Annotated in this window: 27 protein-coding genes and 2 tRNA genes; 17 read left to right on the forward strand and 12 right to left on the reverse strand. The window is 71.7% G+C overall.

The window, feature by feature from the left end:
• Positions 1-10: 10 nt before the first annotated feature.
• Positions 11-391, reverse strand: coding sequence for a VOC family protein (locus TPA0908_RS07705; protein ID WP_281935977.1), 381 nt, complete (start codon positions 389-391; stop codon positions 11-13).
• Between the two features lie 95 nt (positions 392-486).
• On the opposite strand from TPA0908_RS07705, the gene TPA0908_RS07710 reads away from it, so the two are divergent.
• The 7 genes from TPA0908_RS07710 (at position 487) to TPA0908_RS07740 (ending at position 6,646) form a co-directional block, all read left to right on the forward strand.
• A complete protein-coding gene (locus tag TPA0908_RS07710; protein ID WP_281935978.1) occupies positions 487-1,179 on the forward strand; it encodes a winged helix-turn-helix transcriptional regulator in 693 nt (230 codons plus the stop codon).
• Positions 1,180-1,522: 343 nt separating this feature from the next.
• On the forward strand, positions 1,523-2,689 hold the full coding sequence (locus TPA0908_RS07715) for a glycosyltransferase (protein ID WP_281935979.1): 1,167 nt from the start codon (positions 1,523-1,525) through the stop codon (positions 2,687-2,689).
• Positions 2,686-4,005, forward strand: coding sequence for an aromatic ring-hydroxylating oxygenase subunit alpha (locus TPA0908_RS07720; RefSeq protein ID WP_281935981.1), 1,320 nt, complete (start codon positions 2,686-2,688; stop codon positions 4,003-4,005). The genes TPA0908_RS07715 and TPA0908_RS07720 overlap by 4 nt, the downstream gene beginning before the upstream one ends.
• Positions 4,002-4,514 (forward strand): aromatic-ring-hydroxylating dioxygenase subunit beta, encoded by a 513-nt coding sequence (locus tag TPA0908_RS07725; protein WP_281935983.1) that lies wholly within the window; start codon positions 4,002-4,004, stop codon positions 4,512-4,514. Before TPA0908_RS07720 ends, TPA0908_RS07725 begins: the two co-directional genes overlap by 4 nt.
• Positions 4,515-4,521: 7 nt before the next feature.
• Positions 4,522-5,733 (forward strand): MFS transporter, encoded by a 1,212-nt coding sequence (locus tag TPA0908_RS07730; protein WP_281935985.1) that lies wholly within the window; start codon positions 4,522-4,524, stop codon positions 5,731-5,733.
• A 2-nt stretch (positions 5,734-5,735) separates the two neighbouring features.
• Complete coding sequence (locus TPA0908_RS07735) at positions 5,736-6,116, forward strand: carboxymuconolactone decarboxylase family protein (protein WP_281935987.1); 381 nt, start codon at positions 5,736-5,738, stop codon at positions 6,114-6,116.
• The gene (locus TPA0908_RS07740) at positions 6,113-6,646 is read left to right on the forward strand and encodes a hypothetical protein (RefSeq protein WP_281935988.1); all 534 of its coding nucleotides are present in this window, start codon (positions 6,113-6,115) and stop codon (positions 6,644-6,646) included. Before TPA0908_RS07735 ends, TPA0908_RS07740 begins: the two co-directional genes overlap by 4 nt.
• Here TPA0908_RS07740 and TPA0908_RS07745 read toward each other — a convergent pair.
• Complete coding sequence (locus TPA0908_RS07745) at positions 6,589-7,344, reverse strand: flavodoxin family protein (RefSeq protein WP_281935989.1); 756 nt, start codon at positions 7,342-7,344, stop codon at positions 6,589-6,591. The two genes, TPA0908_RS07740 and TPA0908_RS07745, sit on opposite strands and share 58 nt — an antisense overlap.
• 131 nt (positions 7,345-7,475) lie before the next feature.
• Here TPA0908_RS07745 and TPA0908_RS07750 point away from each other — a divergent pair, with 131 nt between their 5' ends.
• Both TPA0908_RS07750 and TPA0908_RS07755 read left to right on the forward strand, forming a co-directional pair.
• Positions 7,476-8,597, forward strand: coding sequence for a polysaccharide deacetylase family protein (locus tag TPA0908_RS07750; protein WP_281935990.1), 1,122 nt, complete (start codon positions 7,476-7,478; stop codon positions 8,595-8,597).
• 35 nt (positions 8,598-8,632) lie between these two features.
• Entirely contained in the window at positions 8,633-10,207 is a 1,575-nt protein-coding gene (locus tag TPA0908_RS07755; RefSeq protein WP_281935991.1) for a cellulose binding domain-containing protein, read from the forward strand.
• A gap of 153 nt (positions 10,208-10,360) precedes the next feature.
• Here the strand turns inward: TPA0908_RS07755 and TPA0908_RS07760 are convergent, their stop codons facing one another.
• From TPA0908_RS07760 to TPA0908_RS07770, 3 genes are all read right to left on the reverse strand, one after another.
• On the reverse strand, positions 10,361-12,016 hold the full coding sequence (locus TPA0908_RS07760) for a glycoside hydrolase family 44 protein (RefSeq protein ID WP_281935993.1): 1,656 nt from the start codon (positions 12,014-12,016) through the stop codon (positions 10,361-10,363).
• 413 nt (positions 12,017-12,429) lie between these two features.
• Complete coding sequence (locus TPA0908_RS07765; protein ID WP_281935995.1) at positions 12,430-12,732, reverse strand: hypothetical protein; 303 nt, start codon at positions 12,730-12,732, stop codon at positions 12,430-12,432.
• Positions 12,733-13,330: 598 nt separating this feature from the next.
• Positions 13,331-13,406 (reverse strand) — tRNA-Lys (locus TPA0908_RS07770).
• Between the two features lie 187 nt (positions 13,407-13,593).
• Between TPA0908_RS07770 and TPA0908_RS07775 the strand changes: the two genes are divergently transcribed.
• Together TPA0908_RS07775 and TPA0908_RS07780 are read left to right on the forward strand one after the other, a co-directional pair.
• The gene (locus TPA0908_RS07775; RefSeq protein ID WP_281935997.1) at positions 13,594-14,871 is read left to right on the forward strand and encodes a L,D-transpeptidase; all 1,278 of its coding nucleotides are present in this window, start codon (positions 13,594-13,596) and stop codon (positions 14,869-14,871) included.
• Positions 14,872-15,062: 191 nt separating this feature from the next.
• Positions 15,063-16,361, forward strand: coding sequence for a L,D-transpeptidase (locus TPA0908_RS07780; protein ID WP_281935999.1), 1,299 nt, complete (start codon positions 15,063-15,065; stop codon positions 16,359-16,361).
• A gap of 87 nt (positions 16,362-16,448) precedes the next feature.
• Here the strand turns inward: TPA0908_RS07780 and TPA0908_RS07785 are convergent, their stop codons facing one another.
• Both TPA0908_RS07785 and TPA0908_RS07790 read right to left on the reverse strand, forming a co-directional pair.
• The gene (locus TPA0908_RS07785) at positions 16,449-16,781 is read right to left on the reverse strand and encodes a tyrosine-type recombinase/integrase (RefSeq protein ID WP_281936001.1); all 333 of its coding nucleotides are present in this window, start codon (positions 16,779-16,781) and stop codon (positions 16,449-16,451) included.
• Entirely contained in the window at positions 16,772-17,068 is a 297-nt protein-coding gene (locus tag TPA0908_RS07790; RefSeq protein WP_281936003.1) for a hypothetical protein, read from the reverse strand. Before TPA0908_RS07790 ends, TPA0908_RS07785 begins: the two co-directional genes overlap by 10 nt.
• A gap of 347 nt (positions 17,069-17,415) precedes the next feature.
• Between TPA0908_RS07790 and TPA0908_RS07795 the strand changes: the two genes are divergently transcribed.
• Positions 17,416-17,730, forward strand: coding sequence for a hypothetical protein (locus tag TPA0908_RS07795; RefSeq protein ID WP_281936005.1), 315 nt, complete (start codon positions 17,416-17,418; stop codon positions 17,728-17,730).
• Positions 17,731-18,103: 373 nt separating this feature from the next.
• Here the strand turns inward: TPA0908_RS07795 and TPA0908_RS07800 are convergent.
• Positions 18,104-18,179, reverse strand: a tRNA-His gene (locus tag TPA0908_RS07800).
• A 90-nt stretch (positions 18,180-18,269) separates the two neighbouring features.
• Positions 18,270-18,860: an oligoribonuclease gene (gene orn / locus TPA0908_RS07805; protein WP_281936007.1), complete on the reverse strand. Its 591-nt coding sequence runs from the start codon at positions 18,858-18,860 to the stop codon at positions 18,270-18,272.
• A 73-nt stretch (positions 18,861-18,933) separates the two neighbouring features.
• Between orn and TPA0908_RS07810 the strand changes: the two genes are divergently transcribed.
• Complete coding sequence (locus tag TPA0908_RS07810; protein WP_281936009.1) at positions 18,934-20,217, forward strand: glycosyltransferase 87 family protein; 1,284 nt, start codon at positions 18,934-18,936, stop codon at positions 20,215-20,217.
• A gap of 106 nt (positions 20,218-20,323) precedes the next feature.
• Here the strand turns inward: TPA0908_RS07810 and TPA0908_RS31765 are convergent, their stop codons facing one another.
• The 3 genes from TPA0908_RS31765 to TPA0908_RS07825 all read right to left on the reverse strand — a co-directional run bounded on the left by TPA0908_RS31765 (position 20,324) and on the right by TPA0908_RS07825 (position 23,788).
• The gene (locus tag TPA0908_RS31765) at positions 20,324-21,232 is read right to left on the reverse strand and encodes a hypothetical protein (RefSeq protein ID WP_281936011.1); all 909 of its coding nucleotides are present in this window, start codon (positions 21,230-21,232) and stop codon (positions 20,324-20,326) included.
• A gap of 143 nt (positions 21,233-21,375) precedes the next feature.
• The gene (locus TPA0908_RS07820; RefSeq protein ID WP_281936013.1) at positions 21,376-22,104 is read right to left on the reverse strand and encodes a YcnI family copper-binding membrane protein; all 729 of its coding nucleotides are present in this window, start codon (positions 22,102-22,104) and stop codon (positions 21,376-21,378) included.
• A gap of 16 nt (positions 22,105-22,120) precedes the next feature.
• On the reverse strand, positions 22,121-23,788 hold the full coding sequence (locus TPA0908_RS07825; RefSeq protein WP_281936015.1) for a copper resistance CopC/CopD family protein: 1,668 nt from the start codon (positions 23,786-23,788) through the stop codon (positions 22,121-22,123).
• 201 nt (positions 23,789-23,989) lie between these two features.
• Between TPA0908_RS07825 and TPA0908_RS07830 the strand changes: the two genes are divergently transcribed.
• The 4 genes from TPA0908_RS07830 to TPA0908_RS07845 are packed head-to-tail and all read left to right on the forward strand — an operon-like array spanning position 23,990 to position 26,938.
• A complete protein-coding gene (locus TPA0908_RS07830) occupies positions 23,990-24,577 on the forward strand; it encodes a sigma-70 family RNA polymerase sigma factor (RefSeq protein ID WP_281936018.1) in 588 nt (195 codons plus the stop codon).
• A gap of 30 nt (positions 24,578-24,607) precedes the next feature.
• Positions 24,608-25,126 (forward strand): MauE/DoxX family redox-associated membrane protein, encoded by a 519-nt coding sequence (locus tag TPA0908_RS07835; RefSeq protein ID WP_281936020.1) that lies wholly within the window; start codon positions 24,608-24,610, stop codon positions 25,124-25,126.
• Positions 25,119-25,835 (forward strand): thioredoxin domain-containing protein, encoded by a 717-nt coding sequence (locus tag TPA0908_RS07840; protein ID WP_281936022.1) that lies wholly within the window; start codon positions 25,119-25,121, stop codon positions 25,833-25,835. The genes TPA0908_RS07835 and TPA0908_RS07840 overlap by 8 nt, the downstream gene beginning before the upstream one ends.
• Positions 25,832-26,938: a hypothetical protein gene (locus TPA0908_RS07845; RefSeq protein ID WP_281936024.1), complete on the forward strand. Its 1,107-nt coding sequence runs from the start codon at positions 25,832-25,834 to the stop codon at positions 26,936-26,938. The genes TPA0908_RS07840 and TPA0908_RS07845 overlap by 4 nt, the downstream gene beginning before the upstream one ends.
• Positions 26,939-26,945 lie beyond the last annotated feature (7 nt).

Consider the following 26,945-nt stretch of genomic DNA (forward strand, 5'->3'; position numbering starts at 1 on the left):
GGCGGACGCGTCACGGCAGGGCGGCGAGGCCGATCAGATTGCCCTCCGGGTCGGTGAGGTGGCCGACCACGAGACCGGCGGCGTTGCGCTCGGGCCCCATGACCCGCCTGCCGCCGAGACTCTCCGCCCGCCGCAGTGCCGCCTCCACGTCCGGCACGTTGACATAGAAGACGACGTGACTGTCGAAGCCCGGCCCGCCTCCGATGCCGCCGGGGATCCGCTGCCCGGTCTCGTCGGTGGCGTCCATGAAGCCGTACCGGCCCGCCTCGGAGACCGACGGCGCGACCGGACCGCCGGTCTCGAACCGCCAACCGAACAGGTCACCGAAGTAACCCCGGAGCCGCTCCGGATCCTTGCCGATGATCTCGAAATGGATAACTGGATTGCCCATCGTCCCGACCGGTCCCCTTCGTTGCGTCGTCCGCGTGGACCCTCACCGTAACGGCGTAGGTTGTGAAGAACAACCGCTTGGTTTACATTGACAACTTGTCGTACCGGGAGGACAACGTGCCCACCAACCGCAGCTACGGTGACGGATGCGGCATCGCCCGCGCCCTCGACGTCGTCGGCGAACGCTGGGCCCTGCTCGTCGTGCGGGAGCTGATTCTCGGCCCGCAACGCTTCACCGACCTGCGCCAGAGTCTCGCCTCGGCCAGCAGCAACCTGGTGGCCGACCGGCTCCGCGAACTCACCGAGCGGGGTGTCGTCCGGCGGCACCGGCTGCCACCGCCGGCCGCCTCCTGGGTCTACGAGCTCACCGACTGGGGGCGGCGGTTGGAGCCGATCGTCATCGCCCTCGGCGAGTGGGGACTACGCGCGCCGTTCCCGCCCCAGCCCACCGTGGGCGCCACCTCGGTGCTGCTGTTCCTGCGCACCGCCGGCCGCCCCGACCCCGGCGACCCGCCGTCGACCGGTCGCGTCGAGCTGGCCGGACGGGTCTGGACCGTCCGCACCGCCGCCGGCCGGACAGAGATCGCGCCGGGCGGGCCACCCGCACCGGAGTACGACCTCCGGACCGACCCGGCGACCCTCAACGCGGCGCTGGACGCACCGGACACCCTCGACACAGCCCTGCGCGATGGCCGCGCCACGTTCAGCGGCGACCGCGGCGCGCTCGACCGGCTACTGCGCGCGGTGGCCCGCCAGTCGCCCGTCGGCGAACATCCACCCCAGCCGTAGGCGGCGGCTGAGACCGCTCTCGTAGTCCGTCCCGCGGGGGCTGGATCGCCAAAGGCAACGGCGAGAGCGCACCCGGCATTGCCTTTTGTCGACCAAATGCGTCCAACCACTCAGATTCGTCCGAAACACTCAAGTGCCAATCATCCGAAGCCCTGACGACGTTTGCACGCCGTCAACCGAAGACGGATGACAGACACGAAGCATTGACATCGATCCCTCCTCCCGGCAGGCTCTGCGCAACGCCGGAAAACGGGCCGCATTTCAGCCTTTCCTTTCGCTGACGCGCCTTTTCCGCGCGCTTGAGGACGAGTTGACACCGCTTTCCCGACGGATCGGAGATCTGATGCGCGTCGCCCTCCTGACCACGACGCAGCACGGTCATCTGAACCCGTACGTTCCGGTGGTCAACGCGCTCCGCGCCGCCGGCGGCGAGGTCACGCTGCTGCTGTTGTCAGCAGACGGAGGCATGCTCGACGACCAGCGCCGCCAGGCCCTCGGCACCACGCCGGTCCACCTGATCGGGAAGGTCGAGATGGCGCCGTGGAGCGACGATCCGGCGAAGATCGGCGCGATGCTCCAGGCGTCCCCGGTGGCGGACCAGACGACCGACGCGCTGCGCGCGACGGCACCGGACTTCGTGCTCGTCGACTCGCTGCCGGTCACCGCGTCGGCCATGGTCGGCACCGAGACCTCCGGCATTCCGTACGGGATGATCTGGGCCAACCTGGGTGGCGTCTGCCCGCGCGAACACCGACGGGGACGCTGGGCCTACGACGAGCAGGTCGGCGACTATCTGACCCGGCACGGGGTGCGGTGGTCGACCCGGACCCATTCGGCGCGATCGCCGATTCTCAATCTGATGCCGACGATTCCCGCACTCATCGGGAACGACGGCGTGACCGACGACGGCGTGCGGCTGATCGGGCTGCCGGGCGCGGCCGGAACCCGCGGCGACGAGGTGGCCTTCGCCGGCCTCGACCGGATCGAGCCGGGCCGTCCGGTGGTGTACGTCTCCTTCGGCACGATCTTCTACCGGCGACCCGACCTGCTGCGCACGGTCATCACCGGCGCGGCGGCCACCGGCGCCCAGGTGATCGCCGCGGTCGGCGACCTCGCCGAGGACCTCGCGTTGCCCGACGACGTGCTCACCGCCCCGTACCTGCCGCAACGCGAGGTGCTCGAACGCGCCGACGTGTTCGTCACCCACGGCGGGTACAACTCCGTGGCCGAGTCGATCCGCGCGGCGACACCGATGCTGGTGATCCCGCTGGCGGTGGATCAGCCGGTGCAGGCGCACTTCGTGGGCGGCGCGGGCTTCGGGACCGCGTTGGCGCCGGCCGACGTCACCGCGCGGGCGGTCACCGACGCCGTCACCGACCTGCTCGACCCCACCCGGGACTACCGGGCCCGGCTGCGCGCCGCACAGCCGGAGTGCGGCGACTCCGCCGCGCGGACGGCGGAGCTGGTCCTCGACACGGCCGGGACGCTCCGGCGCGAGGAGAAGCGGTGACCACCGAGCCACGGCGACCGGCGGGCGACCCGATCGTGCTCGACGACCGGGAGCGCCACTCCTTCCGGGTGGACCGCCGCGCGTACACCGACGACGAGCTGGCCGCCCGGGAGATGACCAGGATCTTCGACCGCTGCTGGCTGTACGTCGGGCACGAGTCGGAGGTGCCCGGACCGGGCTCCTACGTGGCACGTGACGTCGGCGGGCGGCCGGTGGTCATGGCCCGCGGGTCCGACGGGGTGATCCGGGTGTTCGCGAACAGCTGCCCGCACCGCGGGGCGCTGATCTGCGCGGAGCCGGCCGGGCAGGCCAGGTCGTTCCGGTGCCCCTACCACGACTGGACGTTCTCCAACCGGGGCGACCTGGTCGGGGTCCCGATCCCGGACGGGTACGGACCGGGCTTCCGGAAGGCGGACCACGGCCTCACGCAGCACCGTGGTGACGCCTACCGCGGATTCGTGTTCGTCACCTTCGACCCCGAGCAGCGGCGCACCCTGACCGAGTACCTGGCGGGCGCGACGGAGTACCTCGACCTGATCGACGACCAGTCCGAGGTCGGGATGGAGGTGATCCAGGGCGCGCAGCTCCACGGCGCGCGGGCCAACTGGAAACTCATGATGGAGAACAGCGTCGACATCTACCACTTCCGGGCCCTGCACAAGCGTTACGTCGGCTACATGGAGTCGCTGGGGTCGGTGCCACCACGACGGCGAGGCGGCTTCGGCTGCGCCCTCGGGCTGGGACACGGCGCCAACGAGCTGCCACCGGCGGCGGCCCGCCCGCTCGCGTACTGGACGCCGATGTTCAGCCCGGAGGTCCGGCCGCGGATCGAGGCGACGGCCGCCCGGTTCGTCGACAGGTTCGGCGCCGAGCGCGCGGAGCGGATCACCGGCACCAACCGCGCGTTGCTGATCTTCCCCAACTTGATGATCATCGACGCGATCGCGATCACGATCCGCAAGATCGACCCGATCGCCCCCGACCGGATGGCCATCACCTCGGTCGCGCTGGCCCCGAAGGACGAGGAGCCGGACATCCGGGAACTCCGCAAGAGCCACTACCTGACGTTCCTCGGTCCCGCCGGCTTCGCCACCCCCGACGACATCGAGATCATCGAATCCTGCCAGCGGGGTTACCTCAACCGGTCGGTCCGCTACTCGGACCTGTCCCGCGGCATGAACAGGGCCGTACCGGAGACGACGGACGAGCTTCCCGCCCGCGAGTTCTGGCGCCAGTGGGATCGGCTGATGCACGGCGACGACGATCACCACGAGATCGCTCGGCCGGCGGAGCGGCAGGGGGCGGAACCGCGATGACCATCGAGCTGACCGTCGACGAATCGGCCCAGGTGCGGTTGTGGCACCGGGTGAACCAGTTCCTCTTCCGGGAGGCGCGACTGCTCGACGAGTGGCGCCTGCGCGAGTGGTACGACGAGATGCTGACCGACGACATCCGCTACCGGGTGCCGGCCACCGACGTCCGCGACGAGGGGGCGAACGTGCTCGGGCTCATCGACGACGACGCCGCCCGCCTGCGCCAGCGCATCGACCAGCTCCTCACCGGCGAGGTGTGGTGCGAGAACCCACGATCGCGGACGAACCGGCTGGTCAGCAACGTGGAGATCCTGACCGACCGGGGCACCCACCTCGACGTGGCGGCCAATGTCGTCGTACACCGGTTCGGGCACGGGCGCTCCGACGCCTACGTCGGGAAGTACCGGTTCGAGCTGGTCGCCGAGGGCGGGTCGTTCCGGGCCCGGCGCCGGGTCGTGGTGCTGGACCACGAGACGCTGGTCGAGCACGGAAAGCTCAGCATCATCCTGTGACCGGGCAGTGAAGACGGCCGTGCCGGGCAGCGTCCCACCCGTCGCCGCCGCCCGACCGGGTCTCCCGCGCGAGGTCTACGTCCTCAGCGTCGTCGGCGGATGCGTCATGTTGGGCCTGGGGCTGGTGCTCCCGGTGCTCCCGGTGTACGCGGCGACGTTCGGGGCCGGGCCGACCCGGATCGGCGCGCTCGTCGCCCTGTTCGCGTTGATGCGGCTGGTCGCCAGCCCGTTCTGCGGCCGGCTGGGCGTGCGTTTCGGGGAGCGGCGGGTCCTGGTCGCCGGCCTGCTGCTCTGTGCGGTCTCCTCGGCGCTGACGGCCTTCGCCGGGTCCTACGGGCAGCTGCTCGTGTTCCGGGGCCTCGGCGGCGTCGGCTCGGTGCTGTTCTCGGTGTCCGCGCTGGCGATGCTCCTGGCGGTCGCGCCGGCCGACCGGCGGGGGCGGGCCAGCGCCGTGTTCGAGGCGGGCTTCCTGCTCGGCGGAGTCTGCGGACCGGCACTGGGCGGCCTCCTCGCGCTCGTCACCCTCGCCACGCCGTTCCTGGCGTACGCCACGATGTTGCTGGCCGCCGCGGTGCTGACGCCGGCGCTGCTGCGCACCGGCCAGACCGCCGGCGCGGAGCCCGGCCGTCCGGTGATCGGACTACCGGCGCTGCTGCGGGACCGACGCTACGTGGTGGCCTGCCTCGCCGCGCTGGCGCAGGGCTGGGTCCTGTTCGGACTGCGCAGCGCACTGGTCCCCACGCTGGTCGTGGTGGCGTGGCGACACGACGTGTCATGGGTGGGATGGGCGTTCACCCTGTCCGCCGCCGTCCAGGCGCTGCTGATCGTGCCGGCCGGCCGGATGGTCGATCGGGCCGGCCGCCGGGCCGCCATGATCACCGGCACCGGTGTGGCGGCGGCCTCCGTCACCGCCCTGGCGTTCGTCGACCGGTACGCCTGGCTCGTCGCGCTGCTCTGCGCGTACGCCGCGGGATCGGCGCTGCTCAACGCCGCGCCGGCCGCGCTGGTCGGTGACGTCGTGGCCGGCCGGGCCGGCAGCGGCGTCGCCGGCTTCTCGATGTGCACCGACGTCGGCGCCGTGGCCGGGCCGGTCGTCGTGGGGCTCGTCGCCGAGCGGGTGAACGTTCCGGCCGCCTTCGCCAGCGGCGCCGCGCTGCTGGCCGTCGCCTTCGTGGCGTCGGGCACGTTGACCACCGTTCGTCCGACCCGAAGGAGTTGACGATGGATCAGTCGGCTGACCGCCACGAGCGGGGTGAGGCCATGTTCCAGCAGGTCTTCGGACGTGAGCCGCGCCCCGGCTCCTACCCGGAGTTCCTGCGGATCACGGTCGACCACCTGTTCGGGGAGATCTGGACCCGCCCGCACCTGAGCGTCGAGGAGCGCGAACTGGTCGCGCTGACCGCTGTCGCGCTGGCCCGGACCGACTGGGAGCTGCGCGGCCACATCGGTGCCGCCCTGCATCTCGGGATGTCGCGGGAGAAGATCGTCGAAGTCATCATCCAGCTCGCCTACTACGGTGGCTGGCCGGTCGCCAACAACGGGCTGCGCGTGGCCCAGGAGGTCTTCGCCGAACTGGACGACGCCACCGGGAGGACCGCGTGACCGGTCAGCCGTCCCCCCTCGACCCGGACGAGAAGGTCGACCTGTGGCGCCAGCGGTTCTTCGAGGCCCAGGCCGCCGCCGAGGAGTTCGTCCTGGGCGAGCACGGCGAGGCGGGGCTGACGGCGTGGATCCGGGCGAACTCCCGCATCACCGCGGCGCTGCTCCGGGCACAACGGCCCGCCGGGGTGTCCGCCACCGACCACTTCATGACCCGGCTGCAACGTCAACTGCTGCTGTACGACTCGGCGGTGACCAGCGAGCGTCAGCCCTCGGGCACCGTCCTGCGCAACACCGACTGCGGGATCCTGCGTTACCGCAGAAAGGCCGCCCGCGCCGGCGTCGTGCTGACGCTCTCCTCACCGTGCACGTACTGCCAGCCCCTCCACGAGACCATCGCCGCCCGCTACCTGGACCCCGACGTCAGGGTGTCGTGTGTGCGGGCCGGCGACGGGTGCACCTGGCGTGCGGAGTCTCACGTCCCGGGCGAGGAGACGGACGGATCGCCGCACCGCGGGCGAGCCGGCGGCTGAACCACCGGCAGCAGCGTGCGCTCGTCGGCCGGCGACCGGCTGCCGGCGAGCGTCATGCCGAGTTGCCGGCCCACTGCCACACACATGTCGAACGCCGCGGTGCGGGTCAGGTCCTGATGATCGTTACGGGTGAAGCAGGCCGACGCCACATTCCGGTTCCGCAACCGCAGGTACCACGGGAACAACGCGCCCAGCGCCGGTTCGGTCAGCATGGTGCGCGAATGCACGATGGTCCCGACCAGCAGGTTGCCGAACGGTCGCTGCCGGGCGTTCATGAAGCTCTTCAGGCGCTCCTGAAAGATCTTCAGCACCGCGGGGACGTTCCCCGCGTACACCGGCATGGCGAGCAGCATCGCCTGCGCACCCTCGGCCAGCTCGACGACGTGCGCGAAGTCGTCGTCGATCGGGCATCGGCCCACCTCGGGATCGAGACAGGTGTCCTCGCCCTCGCACATGGCGATGGAATGGTCGATCAACCGGATCCGCTGGATCTCCGCGCCGTCGACCTCCCGGACGACGCCGCTGATCGCTGCCTCCAGCAGCGCGTCGGTCACCGACGGCAGGCGCTTCTGGGTGCAGGACAACGCAACGATCTTCATTCGGAGGTCCTCCAGGAATTGACGATCGTCGAAGCATAGCGGGATAATCTCCACCGGAGCCGGGCTGGCCACATGCCGAACCTCGCGGTGCGCCGACACCGGCGAACCGTGGGCACCCACCCGACGTCGCTGCCAGCGGGCCGCTGAGCCGAGTCGCGGACCGTCTCCCGGGCGGAGCGAGCCGTGACGGCGCCGAGCAGCACCTCGAACGCCAGCGGGAGAAACCACCGATGACACCCTTCCCGGCCGGACCGACGGCTGCCCCCACCCGATCCTCGCGTCGCCCGACGCTGGTGGCGGCGGCCACCGCCGCGCTGCTGACCGCCGTGACGTCCGGCCTGGCCGTCACCGCCGCGCCCTCGATGGCCGCCGCCTGCACCGGCTACGTGGCCCTGACCTTCGACGACGGGCCCACCCCGGGCAACACCACCACACTGATCAACACGCTCAGGTCAGCCGGCGTACGGGCGACGTTCTTCAACGTCGGCCAGAACGCGCAGAGCAACCCGGCGCTGGTCCGGGCGCAGCGGGACGCCGGCATGTGGATCGGGAACCACAGCTGGACGCACCCGCACATGACCCAGCTCAGCCAGGCGCAGATGGCCTCGGAGATCTCCCAGACGCAGCAGGCGATCCAGCAGGCCACCGGCGCGGCCCCGAAGCTGTTCCGGCCGCCGTACCTGGAGTCCAACGCGACGCTGCGGGCGGTCGAGGCCCAGTTCGGGCTGACCGAGATCAACGCCGACGTGGACTCCCAGGACTGGAACAACGCCAGCACCGACCAGATCGTGCAGAACGCCAGCCGGCTCCAGGCCGGCGGGTCCATCCTGATGCACGACTGGCCGGCGAACACGATCGCGGCGATCCCGCGGATCGTCAGCGATCTCGCCAACCGCGGCCTGTGCGCCGGCATGATCTCGCCGGCCACCGGCCGCGCGGTCGCCCCGGACGGCGCCACCCCGCCGCCCAGCACCCCGCCGCCCACCACCACGCCGCCGCCCACCACCGCACCGCCCACCACGCCACCGCCGAGCACGCCGCCGCCGGACCCCTCGGGTGTCTGCACCGCCACCTACCGCCTGGTGAGCAGTTGGACCGGCGGCTTCCAGGGCGAGGTGACGGTGAGCAGCACGGCGGCCATCAGCGGCTGGACGGTGCGGATGACCCTGGCCGGTGGACAGAGCATCAGCAACGTGTGGAACGGCGTGGCCACCGGCGCCAGTGGCCCGGTCAGCGTGCGCAACGCCGCCTACAACGGGGCCCTCAACGCCGGCGGGTCGACGAGCTTCGGCTTCCTCGCCAACGGCAGCAGTTCTCCCGCCCCGAGCGGAATCACCTGCTCCGGCGCGTAGCGCGCCCGTCATCCCGTCGCCCCGCAGGAGCACAGATGCCACCCACCCGTACCCGGCTCCGGTCGGCGGTGGCGGTGTCCACCGCCGTCACCGTCGCCGTCACCGCCGCACTCACCACCACCGTCTCCGCGCAGGCCGCCGCCGGCTGCCGGGTCGCCTACACCGTCACCAGCCAGTGGCCGGGCGGCTTCGGCGCGAACGTCGACCTCACCAACCTCGGCGATCCGCTCACCAACTGGCGGTTGACCTGGTCGTTCACCGCCGGGCAGGTGGTCGGGCAACTGTGGAACGGCACGGTGGCCCAGTCCGGCGGCCGGGTCACCGTGACCAACACCGGCTGGAACGGCAACCTCGGCACCGGTGCCGGCGCGCAGTTCGGCTTCAGCGGCTCGTGGAACAACTCGTCGAACCCGGCGCCGACCGACTTCGCGCTCAACGGCGTGCCGTGCACCGGAAGCCCGACCCCCACCACGCCTGCGCCGACCACCCCGGCGCCGACCACCGACCCGCCACCGCCCACCGGCCCGCCAGAGACCCACTGGCCACCCACCACCACGCCCACGCCGCCGCCCACCAGCCCGCCGCCGCCGTCCGCCGCGCAGACGAACACGGTGGGGCGCGTCCGGGCGGTCGGGAGCAGCGTCCAGTACACCTGGCCCGGCACCTACTTCGAAGGGCGGTTCCGGGGCACCGGCGTCGGGATCGTGCTCAACGACAGCCAGAACGACTACGCCGTCCAGATCGACGGCACGACCGTCGCCACCCTGGTCACCCCCGGGCAGACCACCTACTGGGTCCGGAACCTCACCGACGCCATCCACACCGTACGGCTCGTCAAACGCACCGAGAGCCCGTGGGCGGCCGGCGAGTTCGGTGGTCTCGTCGCCGCACCCGGTGGCGTGATCCTGGCCAGGCCCGCCGCCCGCAGCCGGCAGATCGAATTCATCGGCGACTCGTGGACCGCCGGCTACGGCAACATGTCGACGACCCGGGACTGTTCCGCCAACGGCGGGGTCACCCGCAACTCCAACGCCGACGTCACGTTCGGCGCGCTCACCGCACAGAGCCTGGACGCCGACTTCCAGCTCATCGCCTGGTCCGGCCTGGGCATGGTGCGCAACTACAACGGCGGGGGCACCGACAACTTCCGCACCTACTACGAGACCGACCTCCAGGCGCTCTGGAACAGCACCGTGTGGCAGAAGCCGGCCACCTGGCAACCACAACTGGTCGTGGTCGGCCTGGGCATCAACGACTTCTCCACCGCCCTGCACGCCGGTGAGCGGTGGAGCACCCCCGACCAGCTCGCCGCCGACTTCCGGACCGCGTACCTGGGCTTCCTCGACAAGTTGCGGGCCCGCTACGGCCCCGACACGTTCATCGTGCTCACCTACCCGGACCTGTCCGGCACGCCGCTCGCCAGCTCCGTGCAGCAGGTCGTCCGGACCCGGACGGACGCGGGCGACACCCGGGTCCGCTCGCTCTACTACGACGACAACGCGCTCGGCCTGGACAAGTTGGGCTGCGACTGGCACCCGTCGCGGCGCGACGACCAGTTGATCGCCGGCGCGCTCACCCGGTTCATCGGCGCACTGCCGCTGACCTGGTAGCGCAGGACGACACGTTCGAGGCGGGCCCGGCAACGGGCCCGCCTCGACGGGGTTGCGCACCTCGCTCGGATCCGGACTCCTCGGGTCACCGAAGCGGCATCTCACGATCCCGGAGTCGGTACCCGAGGATCCACCGGCATCGGTCCGACGGGTTCAGTGTCGGCGCTGCGGCAGGACGAGCAGCGTCACGGAGTTCGCCGGATACGTCGCGCTGACGCCGCCACGGGTCACCCGGAGATCCTCACCCCGGACGATCGAGGTGAGATCGGCCGGGCCGTAGGTGAACCGCTGCGCCTTGTCCCTGCCGTGGAATCCGGCGAGCGCCAGCCGTGACGTGAGATCGTCGCCCGTCTTGTTGACCACCATCAGGGTGAGCGCCTTGTCGGACGAGCGTTGCGCGGCGTAGACCGCGAGCTTCCCCTGGTCGCTGCTGACCGCCGACACGCTCACGTCCCCGAATCTGCTCCCGGCACCGTCGTAGTTGCGATACATCCGGAACGCGTACGCACCGGGGTCGGTCGGCTTCGGCTCGCCCCAGATGGTGGCCAGGTCCAGACCCTCACGCCCGAAGATGCCGAGCACGTCGGCCTGTGCGAGCGCGCCGTTGATGTCGTCCAGCGCGCCCCAGTTGTATTCGGTGATGGCGACCTTCGTACCGGGGTAGTACTGCGCGACCCACGCCTTCATCTGGCGGATGAACTGCAACGGCGGTGCGTTCACCCCGCCGGGACCGATCCACGACTCGTCCACGTACGTCGGATCCCACAACGACCGGGTGGAGCGCAGCCGCAGCGCGTTGGCATCCGGGTCCGTACCGCCGCTGATCTGCGGATAGTAGTGCTGGTCGAAGTAGTCGAGGAAGCGCTTCCCGCCATGGGCGTCGCTGAAGTCCTTCATGTTCTTCAGATACCACTGGGAGAGGTTGAGCCCGCCGTGCGCCGCCGCATCCGCACCCGGCGCGCATCCGTCCACGCCGGACGCCACCCATTCGCAGTAGCCCCAGCCGGACGGCCCGAGCACCGCCGCCCGCGGGTCGGCGGCCTTGACGGCCGCGGCGGTCGCCGTGCCCTTGCCGCCCAACTCGTCGTAGCTCACCGGATCGGGATGCACGTCGCGGTGGGTGGAGCTCCACAACACCGGCTCGTTGTCGAGTTCGTAGATCGGCACGCCGCCCCGTGCGGCCGGGCCGAACTGGTTCACGAGATGGGACACCATCTCGCCCGCGAACGACGCGTCGGCCGGGATCGAGGTGTCCGAGGGGACCGCCCCGACCAGGTTCGCGTCGGCGTGCCGGCCGTTGCCACAGTTGGGGTCCCACTGGTCGAACGAGTCCTGCTCCGGGAAACGGGTGGCCGGGAAGCCGCAGGCGAACGGGTGCGACGAGGGCGAGTCCTTCGCCACCCATCCGATCAACGGCACGGCGACCACCTGCTTCGTCCCCTGGTCCCGGTTTCGCTGGACGAACGCCTCAACCGTGTTGTCCGGCCCGGCCACGATGTTCTCGAAGTACCAGTCGCTGCCGGTGTTGTAGGTGTGGTTCTTGAAGTTGTAGCGGCTGCTCGCGTTACCACCCCAGCGGGCCACCGGCGTGCGGAGTTCCGCGACGAGCGCGGGGTCGCCGCCGTTCATGCCGTAGATGTCGGGGCTGATCGCGTGCCGCGCGGCGGACGCGTCCACGGCCAGGGTGAGCCCGTCGGCGGCTGACGCCGGACCGGCGACCGCCGGGGTGGCCAACAACCCCACCACGAGTGATCCGGCCACACCGACCGCCGTGGTCGGACGTGGCTTGCGCCGTCGTTGCATACCCATCAGAGACTCCCGCCGCCGATCAGCCCGGGACGGACCGAACTCACAAATATATTACCGTTCGTCTATATCCAGTCAATCCATCGATGTTTGACAATGCATTGATTCTCATCGCGGGTGGCGAGCGGCCAACCGCGACACTGCACAGGCAAGCACCACATCCAGCGTCCGGACGCGAAGAAGGCCCCGACCCGGCGTGAACCGCCAGGCCAGGGCCTTGCTCGTTGGTGCGCCGTCAGGACTCGAACCCCGAACCCGCGGATCAAGACCAGCGGCGAATCCGGAATTTCAGCCATGAAAGGTCGACCAGCCGTAGTTAATTCCCGATCATGCCACCGAGGGCCACCAGAGCAACGGGAGCTCCGACATCACCGCCGGGCCGATCAACTCTTCAGCCCGGCCACCCGGCGGAGCTTTCAGGCGGCGCAGATGATCTGGGCCTGCGCCGAGTAGAAGTTGGGCATCGGCTGGCTCACCCAGGACGCCCCGTTGGAGCACTGGATGAACGGCTCCGGATAGCCCGCGGCGTAGGCCAGGTTGCGGGCCTGGTTCTGAGCATTGATCAGCGCGATCTGCGGGATCGAGCTGATGCCGTAGCCGGTGAAGACCTGCACCCCCGGCGGCGGGTCAGCCGAGGCCGGAGAGGCGACGGCGAGGCTCGATGCCAGCATCGCCGTGGCGAGCGCCGTAGCGGCGGTGAGTCGTCGGACCGTGGACATGATTCTGCTCCTCGAATAGATGGTGGTCGGCTGCCAGGTGTCCCAACTGTTCCGGAACACGGTTGGGGTCGAGTGAATTCAGGCGACACCGGCTGGGTCGCCGAGGCGCTCGTACGGCTGCGACACGGGCCGGGCGTGCCGCTTCACCTCGTCGAGGCGGTCGAGCTGGCAGCCGGCGTCCAGCCGCGGGGGCCGGCGTTCGCCCTTCCGACCAGAGCGCCGACGTCGACCGCACCATAGGAACAGATACTAATCAATATTTCGCTTGCGGCAATGTCTCGCCTGCGGCAGCCGGCGCGAGCAGGCTCTTCGTCGGGCGCCTCGGGTAGGCCGGCGACGGCGTCACGCGCGGTCACCGCCGCCTCGGTCGCCCGCCGGCCCCGCGCGAGACACATCAACCGGCCTCAGGGCAATGAGTGCCACGTCGATCGGTACGGCCGTAGACCCGCAATGCCTCGTCCTGGATCCGGCACATCCCACGTGTCACCGAGCCAGCCCGGTCCAACGGCTCCCGAGCACCCGCCGACGACCGCCCCCTGTCCGCGTACGCGAAAAAGGCCCCGACCCGATGGAACCACCAGGCTAGGGCCTTGCTCGTTGGTGCGCCGCCAGGGACTCGAACCCCGAACCCGCGGATTAAGAGTCCGCTGCTCTGCCAGTTGAGCTAGCGGCGCTCGCTGACAACGGGAAGAACCTTAGCATGCCCGCTGAGCGGGGTTCCAATCCGATACCGGGGTCCACCCTTCGGACGAGCTTAACCGGCAAAAACGACCAAAACCGACAGCCGGGCCCCTGCGGGGACGGGCGTCCTGGCGTCGATGGGGCACGATGTCCGCCAGGCACGCTACGACAGGGGTGGGCATGGGCAGGTTCGCGCGGGCCGGGGCGATGGTGGGCGTCCTGGTCCTCACGGCGTCGCTGGCACTGACCGGGTGCGGCGGCGGCGAGGAGAAGCCGGCCTTCGTGCCCGGCCAGCAGCAGGAGGTCGGTGGCGTCTCGTCCACCGCGCCGGATCCGACGGGCACCCCGTCGAGCGACGCGGCCCCCGCCGCGTCGCCGCTGTCGGTGAGCCCGGCCGACGGCGCGACCGGCCGGCCGGCCAGCACCGAGATCAGCGCCCGGGTCCCGGGCGGCGGCACGGTGTCGAAGGTCGTCCTGACCACCGCCGACGGCACGGCGGTCAACGGGCGGATGCGGCGCGACGGCTCCAGCTGGGTGCCGTCCTCCCCACTGAAGTACGCCACGAAGTACACCGCCACGGTCACCGGGACCGGCACGGACGGCGCGACCCACCAGGGCACCAGCACGTTCACCACGATGGGCAAGCCGAAGTCCACCATCGGCTCCGGCCTCTACCTGTTCAGTGACAAGACGTACGGCGTGGCCATGCCGGTGGTCGCCGAGTTCTCGCCGGGCATCCCGAAGAAGGACCGGGCCGCGGTGCAGAAGCGCATGTTCGTGCAGACCGATCCGCCGCAGCCCGGCGCCTGGTACTGGGTGGCCAACGGCACCCAGGCCTACTACCGCGCCCCGGAGTACTGGAAGACCGGGACCACGCTCACCGTCCGGCTGGCGCTGGCCGGCATCCCGCTGAGCAACGGCCGCTACGGCAACGTCGACCGGAACGCCACCGCGAAGATCGGCCGCGCGTTCGAGATGACGGTGGACAACGCCACCAAGAAGATGACGGTCTCGGAGAACGGCGCGGTGATCCGTACACTGCCGGTGAGCCTGGGCAAGAAGAGCACCCCCTCCTCCAGCGGCACCATGGTGGTGATGGAGAAGAAGGAGTCCACCGTCTTCGACACCCGCGACGAGCCGGACCCGAACAACCAGTACGTCACGAAGATCGACTTCGCCCAGCGGCTCACCTGGGGTGGTGAGTACATCCACGCCGCGCCCTGGTCGGAGGGGGTGCAGGGCCGCCGGAATGTGTCGCACGGCTGCGTCAACGTGTCGATGGCCGACGGTCGGTGGCTGTTCGGCAAGACGCTTGTCGGCGACCCGATCACGGTGAAGGGCACCGAACGGCGGCTGGCGCCCGGCAACGGCTGGACGGCGTGGAGCCTGAGCTGGTCGGAGTTCGTCGCCGGCAGTGCCCTGCCGGTGCCGAAGGGCGGGCAGGGCGCGCCGTTCTAAGCGGCGTACCGTTGTCGGACGCGGCCGCTTGCGGCGGCGCCGGGACTCGTCCCCAGCAACGAAGCGCCGGACGACGACAGAATCGTTACACCGTCACCGGGGTGTTCCGGTTCACTTCCGGCAACGAGTACCCGGTCCGACGCGTCTGACCAGAGACGATCGGGACCGCGCAGCACACTTGTGAGGGAATCATGCGAGCTGGCCAGGACGAACCGATCCGGGGCGGGAGCGCCCGCCGCGGCGGGCGCCGCGCATTCGCCGCCGCGGTGCTCGTCGCCACCATGGCGTTGACGGCCTGCACCGGCGGCGGCGACAAACCGTCGAGCTGGCAGGGCGGCGGTGACGGCGGTGAGAAGGCCCCGAAGGCGGCGGCCACCATCAGCGAGCCGGCCGCCGACGCCAAGGACGTCCCGGCCACCACCGCCATCACCTTCACCACGAAGGACGCGCAGGAGACCGCCGTCGAGCTGAAGGACGCCACCGGCAAGGCGGTCGAGGGCACCCTCGCCGCCGACGGCAAGAGCTGGGAGCCCGCCGCCGCGCTGGACTACGCCCAGACGTACACCGCGACCGTGACGGCGACCGGCGACGACGGCAAGCCGGCGACCGCCACCAGCACGTTCACCGTGATGGCCAAGCCCGCCAAGCAGGTCCGGGTGACCAGCTTCCTCGGCGACAACCAGGTCGTCGGCGTGGGCATGCCGCTGATTGTGAAGTTCGGCCGGGCCATCCCGGAGGACTACCGCGACGACATGCAGCGCCGGATGACGGTGACCGCGCAGCCGGCCCAGGAGGGCATCTGGCGCTGGATCAGCCCGACCGAGGTGCACTACCGGCCCAAGACGTTCTGGAAGGCCAACAGCACGGTCTCCTACCAGGTGCGGGCCAACGGGCTGCCGCTGGGCGACGGCTGGTACGGCCGTTCCGACCTGACCGTCGACGTGAAGATCGGCCCGTCGTTCGTGATGACGGTGGACAACCGCACCAAGCGGATGACCGTCACCAAGGACGGCAAGGTCGTCAAGACGATCCTGGTGAGCCTCGGCAAGAAGAGCACCCCCTCGTCCAGCGGCACCATGGTGGTCATCGAGAAGCTCCGGCACACCGTCTTCGACACCATGGAGGAGCTGGGCCCGGAGGAGGGCTACCGCACCGAGATCGACTACGCGCAGCGGCTCACCTGGGGCGGCGAGTTCATCCACGCGGCCCCCTGGTCCGAGGGTGTGCAGGGACGCTCGAACGTCTCGCACGGCTGCGTCAACGTCTCGATGAAGGACGGCAACTGGCTGTTCGCCAACACCCGCCTCGGCGACCCGATCACGGTCAAGGGCACCGAGCGCAAGCTCCAGAACGGCAACGGCTGGACCGACTGGAACATGAGCTGGGACGAGTACGTCAAGGGCAGCGCCCTGCCGTACGAGCCGCCGGCCGAGCCGGGCGACGACGCCAGCCCGGCCGCCGGGACGCCCAGCGCCGAGCCGACCGCCTGACCGGACCCCGCACACGACGAAGCCCCCTCCCGGAGGAGGGGGCTTCGTCGTTGGGGTGACTGATGGGAATTGAAACCGCCGTGGCATCTAGGTCACAGCGGTGACCACCGTTTCCCGTGCTAGATGCCTCGGATTGCGTCCGGCTGGGACGGGTTGCGTCGGGCTCACTGCTCCCAGTCTGCCCCAGCCCGAACGCGGCAACGCCGCATCCAACGCCGCCGCGATCCGCTCATCCACCGCCGGCACCAGGTGCCCGTAGCGGTCCGACGTGACCGTGATCGACGCGTGCCCCAGACGCCGCTGGATCGCCGTCAACGACGGCGGCTCCTTCGCCGACAGCAACCACGCGACGTGGCTGTGCCGCAGATCGTGGAACCGCAGCCCCTCCACCCCCGCGGCGGCGACCGCCGTCAGCCACACCCGCCGGAAGTTCCGCGCTCACCCTCGTCAGCGAAGTCCTGACGGTCCTGGTGATCGACGCGGAGGTATTCGACCATCTCGCCTGCGCCTTCGTCGACCGCAACGACGAAGGCGCGGTTCTGGCGGAGAGAATCCCGTTCACTGAGGCTGGCGTTCGCGAGCTGCTCAGCTCCGGCCGCGTCGCGCCAGCCGGCACCGGGTGCCTGGAGCTGGCGTGGCGGTGGCGCGACGAACGGGCGCGCGCCTGACCTCGGTGTCGCCTTGCCGACGAAGCGGTCACGGTTCACCGATCGGAGACCCTACGCTCCGCGTCCGATGCCCTCTTCACTCGTTGGCGCGTCTGTGACCAACCGCGTCTGTTAGTGGATCTTCCGGGTAGGTAACCTCAAGAGGCAAGGAGCGTTTACCGAGTGTCACGCCCCAAGCACAGCGTTAAAGAACTTGAGGACGTTCTCCGCGAGGCTGAGCGCAAGAACTGGAGAGTTGACGGCGGGGGCAACAGGTACTTCAAGCTGTACTGCCCATGCCCTGAAAAGCACTGGAAGACCGTGAAGTGCACCCCCTCTGGTGCGAACTACCTAAAAGATCTTATTGGGCAGCTCAAACGAGCCACATGCTGGGAGAAGGGATGATCATGCAGCAGCATCGCATCGCGATCCAGATGACGCTCGAAAGTACGCCACACGGCACCGACGCGCAGTACGAGGAGTTCCTCGACGCCGTGCAGGAACACCTCGACAACCTGGACTGCGAGGTGCAGATGGCTGCCAGCCTGGCCGATCGCACCGTGGAGTTCGCCACGAGCATCGAAGCCGACGACTTCGAGAGCGCCGTCCACATCCTTCTGTCGCAGGTACGCACCGCCCTGCACGCCGCGGAGTGCCACACGGACGACTGGCCGCAGTACGTGGCGACCGACCGCAGCGTCCGAGAGCTACACGCGGTCTGACCATCCAACGCAACGCCCCGCCCACCCGCAGGTGAGCGGGGCGTTGTTCGTGTGGCGTTGGAGTTCCCCACCGAGGTGCCGGTGCCGCGAACGCTCCGGTGGCGGTCGCCGCCTCGGGTCGGCCGGTGGAGTGCCAGCTCATGGTGAAGGCGGGGCATCGGCATGAGGTGCGCTACCGCTGGCAGCCAGCCCGCACCGCCACCCTCTACCTGCTGGTCTGCGACCTCATCGGCTGCCCCGCAGCCGGCAGACCGTGGGGGCGTTCCGCGTCGGCGTGGCCGTCGGCGGGATGCGCCGCCTGTGACTGCCCCCGCCGTACTCCCCGGATACGCGTCAGGGCCGGTGAAAACCGGCCCTGAACTGGGGTAACGCTTGGGGTGACTGATGGGAATTGAACCCACGACAACCGGGACCACAACCCGGTGCTCTGCCAACTGAGCTACAGCCACCATGCTCGCCGCTCCGGTCACCCGGGCGGTGCGCGGACCAATAATAGCCACACCCGGCCCCGCCCCGTCCACCGGGTTCCGACCCGGACGTCAGAGCTGGGCGGCGATCGCCTTCGCGGTCTCCACGTCCGGGCCGGGCAGCGGCACGAACAGGGTCCGCCGGTAGTACTCCAGCTCCCGGATGCTCTCCCGGATGTCCGCCAGCGCGCGGTGGGCCAGGCCCTTCTGCGGCTGGCCGAAGTACACCCGCGGGTACCAGCGCCGGCACAGCTCCTTGATCGAGGAGACGTCGATCATGCGGTAGTGCAGGTGGGCGTCGAGCCGGGTCATGTCGCGGGCCAGGAAGCCCCGGTCGGTGGCGATCGAGTTGCCGCACAGCGGCGCGGTCCTCGGGTCCTTCACGTGGCTGGTGACGTAGTCGAGCACCAGGTCCTCGGCCTCGGCGAGGGTGACCGTGGACCGGCGTACCTCCTCGGTGAGGCCGGACTTGGCGTGCATGGTGCGCACGATCTCCGGCATGCCGGCGAGCGCCGCGTCGTCGGCGTGGATCACCACGTCCACGCCGTCCCCGAGCACGTTGAGGTCGGGGTCGGTGACGAGCGCGGCGACCTCGATCAGGGCGTCCCGGCCGAGGTCGAGCCCGGTCATCTCACAATCGATCCAGACGAGAAGATCAGCCACCGGGACAGACTACGCGCCGCCGACCCGCCCGCGCCTCGGCCCGGTCGGCCAGGTGGACCGCTAGGGTTTCCCCGTGCCAGCCGAACCCGTCGCCCCACCCGCCGTCACCCCGGATGACGCGGGCGGGCGTACGGCTCGGCGGGTGGTCACGGTGCTGGCGCTGGCGGCCATGCTGCCGGCGCTCTACCTGCCCGGCTTCGTGCACGACTACTTCGACCTGAAGATCTACATGCGGGCGATGGACTGGTGGGCGGCCGGGCACCCGCTCTACGACTACGTCCAGCCGGACCGGGTGCAGGGCGCGCTCTACTTCACCTATCCCCCGTTCGCGGCGCTGCTGTTGCGCCCGTTCGCGCTGCTGCCGCTGGGGGTCACGATCGCCGCGTTCACGGTGCTGACCGTGGCCGGCGTGGTGGTCACCACCCGCTGGCTGGTGACGCCGGTGCTGCGGCGGCACGGCCTGCCCCGCGTGTTCGGCCTGACCGTCGCCGTGCTGCTGGTGCTGGCGGTGGAGAGCACCCGGGAGACGATCACCTTCGGGCAGATCAACATGCTGCTGGTGGTGCTGATCCTGGCCGACCTGCTGTTCGCCGTACCGCAGGGGCGGCGCTGGGCCGGCGTGGGCGTGGGGCTGGCGGCGGCGCTCAAGCTGTTCCCCGGGATCTTCGTGCTCTATCTGCTGGCCGCCCGGCGGTGGCGGGCCGCGGCGGTGGCGGCGGCGACCGCGACGGCGGCCACGTTGCTGGCGGCGGCGGTCGCGCCGAACGACTCGTGGCGGTTCTGGACCCATGAGCTGTGGGCCACCGACCGGGTGGGTCGCACCGACTACACCGGCAACCAGTCCCTGTTCGGGCTGCTCAGCCGGATCACCGCGCCGGAGGAGCCGAGCCGGCTGCCGTGGCTGGTGCTCGCGCTGCTGGTCGCCGGCTACGGGCTGTGGCGGGCGGCGCGCGCGGCGCGGGCCGGGGACGCGCTCGCCGGCCTGACGCTGACCGGCCTGGTCGGCGGCCTGATCTCCCCGATCACCTGGACCCACCACCTGTACTGGTTCATTCCGGCGGTGGTGGTGCTGGTGGACGCCGCGCTGGACGCCGACCGGTCGACGGCGGCCGGGATCCGCCGGCGTCGTGGCCTGCTCGCGCTGGCCGTGGGCACCGGCGTGGTGATCGTGTACGGGGTGGTGACGTTCCAGGACTGGGGCGCCGGTCCGGCGCGTACCGACGACCCGGTCGACTTCGTCACGCGTAACGCGTACGTGTTGCTGAGCCTGCTGCTGCTGGCGGTGCTGCCGGTCCGCCGGCGAACCGCGACGGTCGTTGAACGGACAGACCTCGCAAACGGTGGCGTTCGGCGCTAATCTTGTCCCAACTACCTCTGTTTTCTCCCAGGTAGCACCGAATTCCCCCGGTGACGGTGGCCCTCCGCGTCGGCAGCGCGGAGGGCCACCTGCCGTCGTGCCGGGATCACCTGTCGTCCCGCCGGGAGATCGGCGGCCACGACCAGTCACGGCCGGCCGGCAGGTCGGCCAGGCTGGCCGGGCGCCGGCTCGGCGCGGAGGAGATCGCCGCGCGGCTCCGCTCACCGGCGACCGGGCCGACGGCGACCAGTTGCCGGTCCGGGCCGGACGCCCGGTCCGGTTGCCGGCCCAGCTCGCTCAGCGAGCTGATGCCGAGCCGCCCGGCCAGCACCGGGACCTGGTCCGGCTCGACCACGAAGACCACCTCCCGGGGCCGGTGCGGGCGCAGCAGCACCAGCACCGCCAGGACCACCAGCAGCGTCCCGCCGGCCAGCGACGCCCACGCCACGCCCGGGAACCAGCCGGCCCGCGCCTCGCCCCGCAGGCTCAGGTCGAGCCCGCCGGCGCCGTCGGCGCGCATCACCACCAGGCTCAACGACCGGTCGCCCAGCTCGGCGGGGTGCCACTGGAGCGAGCCGACGCCCTGGCGTACCCAGAAGGACTGCCCGGCCGGGACGGCGGTGGCGACGCCGGCGGTGGCCGGGTCGAGCCGGACCGGCAGCGGGCCCCGGGTCACCGCGACGCGCCGCACGGTGCTGTGCGGGACGTCGGCCAGCCACCGGCGCACCTGGTCGGTCGGGGCGAGGCCGAGGAACACCGGGCCACCGGCGTCCCGCGCGGCCAGTCGCAGCCGGACCTGCCCGGTGCGGGCCGCCGGCAGGTCGGCCCGCAGCAGCGCGTCCACGTCGGTCACCACGACCGCGCGGGCGGGCGTGCGGACCGGTTCGAAGCGGGCGGTGAAGCCGCCGGCCGGATCGGCGTGCCGGGCGGTGAGCCAGAGCCCGGCGCCCAGCAGCAGCGCCGGAATTCCCAGGGCCAGCAGCAGCATGCCGGCGATCGTGCGCACGAAACGCATTCGCGTCGTCCCTCTCGGTAGCCAACTACCCGGCCGACCTTACCGACGACGCTCCGCCGATCGCCGGATATCCACCGCACCCGGCCCACCGACGGCCACCGGCCCGGCGGATCACTTCCGCCGGGCCGGTGGCCGTGCCGTGCTCAGGACTTCGCGGTGGGCTCCCGCCGGGTTCGCGCGAACGCCAGCCCACCCAGGACCAGGCCGGCCAGGCCGGCGACCAGCCCGGCCACCCCGAACGCGGTGGCCGCCCCGGAGTCGGCGTCGTCATCGTCGTCGTCCGCCGCGACGGCCGGCGCGCTCGCGCCGGGGGACGCGGACGCCCCACCGGCGGCCAGCGCGAGCACCGGGGCCGGGTTCTCCGGCTCCTCCGCGCCCGGCGTGGGCTCCTCGATCCAGCGGGATACGTTGCCGTCGGAGTACGTCTGGAGCACCTTGAACACCATGGTGTCGACAGGCGGCAGCGGCCCCATCGACACCGGGAACTCCTGGAACTCGCCCGGCTTCACGCCACCGCTGGGCGCCGCCGTGAACGTGAGCTTGGAGACCGCCTCGGTGAGCTGGCTGCCGTGCACCTCGACCGGCGGGTCGACCTTGCGCTTCTCCACCGCCACCGTCCAGCCCGGCACCGGCATGGTGGAGACGGAACCGACAGGCGCGTTCTCCGGCAGGTTCACCTCGACCTTGACGGTCGACGCCGTGTCGCTCTCGTTCGGCACCCGGAACGCGAACCGGCCGTAGCCGCCCTGCGTCCCCTCCTTCGGGTTGATCGTGACGTGCGCCGAGGCCGACCCGGCCAGGCCGAGCACGGTCGCGGAGACGGCGGCGAGAGTCAGCGCGGCGGCGGTCGCGGAACGCCGGAGACGGATCATCAGAGGGAACCTTCCGTTACTTGATCGGCACGGTGGCGGTCACCGTGGCCTGGTCGATGTCGGACGTGCGGACGGTGATCCGGAGCTGCCAGTCGCCCCGGGCCGGCAGGCTGACCTCGCCTGTGGCGTGGTTGTCGCTCAGCGGCAGCAGCGGCACCGTGATCGGCTCGATCCCGGCCGACGGCAGCGCCGCGGTGACCTTCCACTCCTGCACCGCCTGCGGCCGGTTGTCGGTCGTGTAGGCGTAGAGGTGCAGCGAGTTGTTGCCGGTCTCGGCCGGGTCCAGCTCCACCTGGAGGGAATACTTCGGGCTGCTCAGCGTGGTCGAGAAGTAGTCGACCGAGCCGCCGGTCACGCCGGTGCCCGCGGTCCGCGCCGGGGTGGTCTGCACCAGCGTGGCGGACAGGCCGAGCACCACCGCGGTGATCACCAGCTCGGCCACCACGGCCCGCCGCATCGCGCCCGGCCGGCCGGCGGCGACGCGCCGCCGCACCAACGCCCGGGAGTACGCGGCCACGCCGATCACCAGCGCGAACAGCGCGATCTTGGCGAGCAGCAGCCGGCCGTACGTGGTGTCGACGAGCGCCTTCGGGGTGGCCACCTCGATCAGCCCCTGCACGGTGCCGGCGAGCAGCAGCGCGGCCACCGCGAGCGCGGCCCAGCGGGACCAGATCGGCAGGATCGCGCCCAGTTCGCGCTCGTCGGCACGGCGCAGCAGGAAGACCGCCAGCATCACCAGGCCGCCCAGCCACACCGCCATGCCGCCCAGGTGCACGGCGTCGACCACCACCGAGACCGCCGGCGCGGGCGAGGCGGCGGCGTGGCCGGCGAGCGGCCAGGTGAACAGCGCCGCCCCGCCCAGGACCGCCAGGATGATCCCGTCGGTGCGGCCGACCGGCCCGGCGAACAGCGGACGGAGCAGGAACGCCGCCGCCGCGAGCAGGCCCAGCCGGACCAGGTGGGTGGTGCCGTAGGCGCTGCCCAGCACGTCGCCCAGGCCCGCCGAGGTGACGTCGAACAGGCCGCCGCCGTTGGTGTAGGGCACCTGGAGCCACAGCTCGGCCAGCGTGGCCACCGCCAGCACGCCGAGCCCGGCCCAGGCCAGCCGCGCCGGCCCTCGCCGGGACAGCCGGCGCGGCCAGAGCGCGGCCAGCACCAACGCCGGGCCGACCAGCAGCAGCAGACCGACGTAGCCGGCGTACTTCGCCACCTTGACCGCGTTCTCGGTCACCGGGTTCGCCCGGTTGTCCGAGCCGGTGTCGGTCGGCGGTTCGGACGGGGCGCCGACCGAGTAGGTGAACGCGCCGGAGACCGGGTGGCTGTCCGCCGAGATGACCCGGTAGCTCACCAGGTAGGTGCCGCGCCCGCCGGACGGGTCCACCGGGATGCTGACCTCGGCGCCCCGGAACGTCGGCTCGCCCCGGTCGGCCCGCGAACCGTCCGGGGCGATCACCCGCACCTTCCCGGGGACCTTGCGGACCCCCTCACTGAACGTGATCACCACCTGGGCGGGCGCCTCGGGCACCACCGCGGAGGCGGCGGGACTGCTGCTCACCAGCACCGCGTGGGCGCTGGCCGGAGTGGCCGGGGCGAGGAGCAGGGCGAGCAGGAGGAGCAGCAGCCCGGCGGCGGCTCCGGAGCGGGCGGCGACGGCCCCGGGCGGGCGGCGTACGGCAGCATTCATGACCGCCATGGTTCCCGAACCGCGCGGCCTCCGGCGAGCCGACCTCCGGCGGGCACGGTGAGGTGCCCGGCCCGCGTGCTGGTCGGAGGTCATGCGGGGGTAGTCGGTGAGTGGGTGGGAAAAGTTCCCGGCGTGTGCCGGACCACGGAATGGGCCGAAGGACCCTGTCCGGCACAGGTACGCCGCGTAACCTCGTCTGACGTGATCCCCGCCCCGCGCGACACCGCCGCCGACCGCCTCCGGGCGGGGCCCGGGGCTGCGCGGGAGACGGTCACCGACTGGGCGCTGGCGGCCCGGCACGGCGACCCGGACGCGCGGGCCGCGTTCGTCCGGGCCACCCAGGCCGAGGTCTGGCGCTTCACCGCCGCCCTGGTCGACCCGGACAGCGCGGACGACCTGACCCAGGAGACCTACCTGCGGGCGTTGCGCGCGCTGCCCGGCTTCGAGGGCCGGTCCACCGCTCGCACCTGGCTGCTCGGCATCGCCCGACGGGCCTGCGCCGACCACCTGCGTACCCTGGTGCGCCGCCGCCGGCTCGACGAGCGGCTCGCCGCCCAGGCGGCCACCGACCGGCCGTACCCGGACCCGGCCGGCCAGCTCGGCGCCACCGACCTGGTCCGCCGGCTGTCCGCCGAGCGACGCTCCGCGTTCGTGCTCACCCAACTGCTCGGCCTCTCCTACGCCGAGGCCGCCGACGTGGAGGGGGTGCCGGTGGGCACCATCCGTTCCCGGGTCGCCCGGGCCCGCGACGAACTTGTCGACGCCGTCGGCGACACGCGGGCCGGATAGCGGGAACCTTTCGTGACCGCCGGACGACGAATGACTGTGCACCCCTCCCCTGCCGCCGCGCGCTGGCCGGCGCTGCGCCCCTGGCTGGGCGTCGCGGCCCGCCTCGGCCTGGCCGCCGTCTGGCTGGTCGCCGGCGGCGCCAAGGTCGGTGACCTGGCCGCCTCCGGCCGGGCCGTGAACGCCTACCAGGTGATGCCGTACGACGTGGCCACCGTGATCGGGGCGGCGCTGCCGTTCGTGGAACTGGCCCTCGGCCTGCTGCTGCTCGCCGGGCTCGCCACCCGGGTGAGCGCCGGTGTCTCCGCGGCGCTGCTGGTGGTCTTCGTCACCGGCATCGCCTCGGCCTGGGCCCGCGGCCTGGCCATCGACTGCGGGTGCTTCGGCAGCGGCGGCCAGCTCGGCGCCGGCGAGACGCCGAGCTACCTCCCGGAGATCCTCCGGGACCTCGGGTTCCTGGCGCTGGCCGGGTTCCTGCTGATCTGGCCCCGCACCCCGTTCTCGGTGGACGGGTGGCTCGCGGGCGACACCGTGGAGGACGACGATGAGTAGCCGCAAGGGCCGCAAGGACGCCTCGCGCGTGGTACGCGAGCAGATCGCCCGGGAGAAGCGCCGCAAGCGCACGCTCTTCACCACCATCGCCGCGGTGCTGGTGCTGGTCATCGCCGGCGGCATCGGCTGGGCCGTCTACTCCTCGCAGAAGTCCGACGACTTCACCGCCCCGCCCGGCGCGAACGACGCCGGCACCGGCATCGTCGACGGTTCCGGCCCGGTCACCATCGACCTCTACGAGGACTACCTCTGCCCGGTCTGCAAACAGTTCCAGCAGGTCAACGGCGAGACGGTGAACCAGCTCGTCAGCGAGGGCAAGGCCAAGGTGGTCTTCCACCCGGTCGCGTTCCTGAACCGCTTCTCCACCACCGAGTACTCCACCCGCTCCTCGGCCGCCTCCGGCTGCGCCGCGAAGGGCGGCAAGTTCCGCGAGTTCACCGACCAGCTCTTCGCGAAGCAGCCGAAGGAGGGCAGCGCCGGGCTCAGCAACGACGAGCTGATCGACATCGGCGTGGGCGTCGGGCTGAACCGGGACGACTTCGGCTCCTGCGTGAACGACGGCACGTACACGGCGTGGACCGGGCACGTCACCGACGAGGCCAGCCGGTCCGGCGTCACCGGCACCCCCACCATCAAGGTCAACGGCACCGAACTGGCGGACAAGAGCCCGGACGGCATCAAGGCGGCCGTGGCGGCGGCCGGCAAGTGATCCCCGCACCGCTGCGCCGGGCCGGGTTGCTGGTCGCCGCCGCGACCACCGCCCTGCTCGCGTTCGCCTCGCCGGCCGCCGCGCACGGCGCGGACGCGCCGGACGGCACCGACTACCGGGCCACCGTCACCGGCGTCGGCCCCCAGCGGGCCGGGCTGACCGCCCGGATGGTGGAGGCCGGCGCGCGGCTGGAGCTGACCAACCGCGGCGACGCCGACGTCACCGTGCTCGGCTACTCCGGCGAGCCGTACCTGCGGATCGGCCCCGGCGGGGTCTTCGAGAACAGCCGCTCGCCGGCCACCTGGCTGAACCGCACCATCGCCGGGGAGACGCGGCTGCCGGCCGAGGCCGACCCGGCCGCCGCGCCGGCCTGGCGGCGGATCGCCGACGGGCCGACCTACCGCTGGCACGACCAGCGCACGCTCTGGCGCTCCGACGGCCCGCCCGCCGCCGTCGCCGCCGATCCGGGCCGCGTCCAGCGGGTCCGCGACTGGGTGGTGCCGCTGCGCGCCGGCGACACCCCGACCGAGGTACGCGGCACGCTCGACTGGGTGCCGCCGCCCGACCCGTACCCGTGGTGGGTGGCCGCCACGCTCGGTTTCCTGACGCTCGGCGCGGCCGGGCTGGTGCCCGGCGGCACGGCTGCCGGCGTCCGCGCGCTGCGTGCGGTCGGCGGACTGCTCGCCGTGGGGGGCGCGGCCACCGTGGCGCTCACCGTCGGCCGGGCGCTCGACACCGGCGCGCCCGGAGCCGGCGGTCTGCTCGCCGAGCTGGTCACCGGCCAGGTGTGGACGCTGCTCACCGGCCTCGGCGCGCTGGCCGCCGGCGGGTACGCGCTGGCCCGCCGGCCGGCCGCCGACTTCACGCTGGCGCTCGCCGGCGCCTGCCTCACGCTGTTCGCCGGCGTGTCCAACCTCGCCGTGCTGGCCCGCTCGGTCCCCCCGGCCGCCGGCCCACCCACGCTCATCCGGGTCCTGGTCACCGTGGCGCTGGCCACCGGCGCCGGCGCGGTCGCCGCCGGCCTGCTCCGCCTCCGCACCGCCACCCGCACCGCCACCCCCACCCCCCGCCCCGCTCACCCCCACGCAACCCCAGTGCCCTAACCCACCC

Origin of the sequence: Micromonospora sp. AKA38 (assembly GCF_027925725.1) — a bacterium.
Classification (GTDB): Bacteria; Actinomycetota; Actinomycetes; order Mycobacteriales; family Micromonosporaceae; genus Micromonospora.

Excerpts from the sequence above, each read along its gene's own strand:
- TPA0908_RS07705 (WP_281935977.1), bottom strand. The coding sequence starts at position 391 with ATGGGCAATCCAGTTATCCATTTCGAGATCATCGGCAAGGATCCGGAG.
- TPA0908_RS07715 (WP_281935979.1), top strand. The coding sequence starts at position 1,523 with ATGCGCGTCGCCCTCCTGACCACGACGCAGCACGGTCATCTGAACCCG.
- TPA0908_RS07725 (WP_281935983.1), top strand. The coding sequence starts at position 4,002 with ATGACCATCGAGCTGACCGTCGACGAATCGGCCCAGGTGCGGTTGTGG.
- TPA0908_RS07735 (WP_281935987.1), top strand. The coding sequence starts at position 5,736 with ATGGATCAGTCGGCTGACCGCCACGAGCGGGGTGAGGCCATGTTCCAG.
- TPA0908_RS07750 (WP_281935990.1), top strand. The coding sequence starts at position 7,476 with ATGACACCCTTCCCGGCCGGACCGACGGCTGCCCCCACCCGATCCTCG.
- TPA0908_RS07755 (WP_281935991.1), top strand. The coding sequence starts at position 8,633 with ATGCCACCCACCCGTACCCGGCTCCGGTCGGCGGTGGCGGTGTCCACC.
- TPA0908_RS07760 (WP_281935993.1), bottom strand. The coding sequence starts at position 12,016 with ATGGGTATGCAACGACGGCGCAAGCCACGTCCGACCACGGCGGTCGGT.
- TPA0908_RS07765 (WP_281935995.1), bottom strand. The coding sequence starts at position 12,732 with ATGTCCACGGTCCGACGACTCACCGCCGCTACGGCGCTCGCCACGGCG.
- TPA0908_RS07775 (WP_281935997.1), top strand. The coding sequence starts at position 13,594 with ATGGGCAGGTTCGCGCGGGCCGGGGCGATGGTGGGCGTCCTGGTCCTC.
- TPA0908_RS07780 (WP_281935999.1), top strand. The coding sequence starts at position 15,063 with ATGCGAGCTGGCCAGGACGAACCGATCCGGGGCGGGAGCGCCCGCCGC.
- TPA0908_RS07795 (WP_281936005.1), top strand. The coding sequence starts at position 17,416 with ATGCAGCAGCATCGCATCGCGATCCAGATGACGCTCGAAAGTACGCCA.
- TPA0908_RS31765 (WP_281936011.1), bottom strand. The coding sequence starts at position 21,232 with ATGCGTTTCGTGCGCACGATCGCCGGCATGCTGCTGCTGGCCCTGGGA.
- TPA0908_RS07820 (WP_281936013.1), bottom strand. The coding sequence starts at position 22,104 with ATGATCCGTCTCCGGCGTTCCGCGACCGCCGCCGCGCTGACTCTCGCC.
- TPA0908_RS07825 (WP_281936015.1), bottom strand. The coding sequence starts at position 23,788 with ATGAATGCTGCCGTACGCCGCCCGCCCGGGGCCGTCGCCGCCCGCTCC.
- TPA0908_RS07835 (WP_281936020.1), top strand. The coding sequence starts at position 24,608 with ATGACTGTGCACCCCTCCCCTGCCGCCGCGCGCTGGCCGGCGCTGCGC.
- TPA0908_RS07840 (WP_281936022.1), top strand. The coding sequence starts at position 25,119 with ATGAGTAGCCGCAAGGGCCGCAAGGACGCCTCGCGCGTGGTACGCGAG.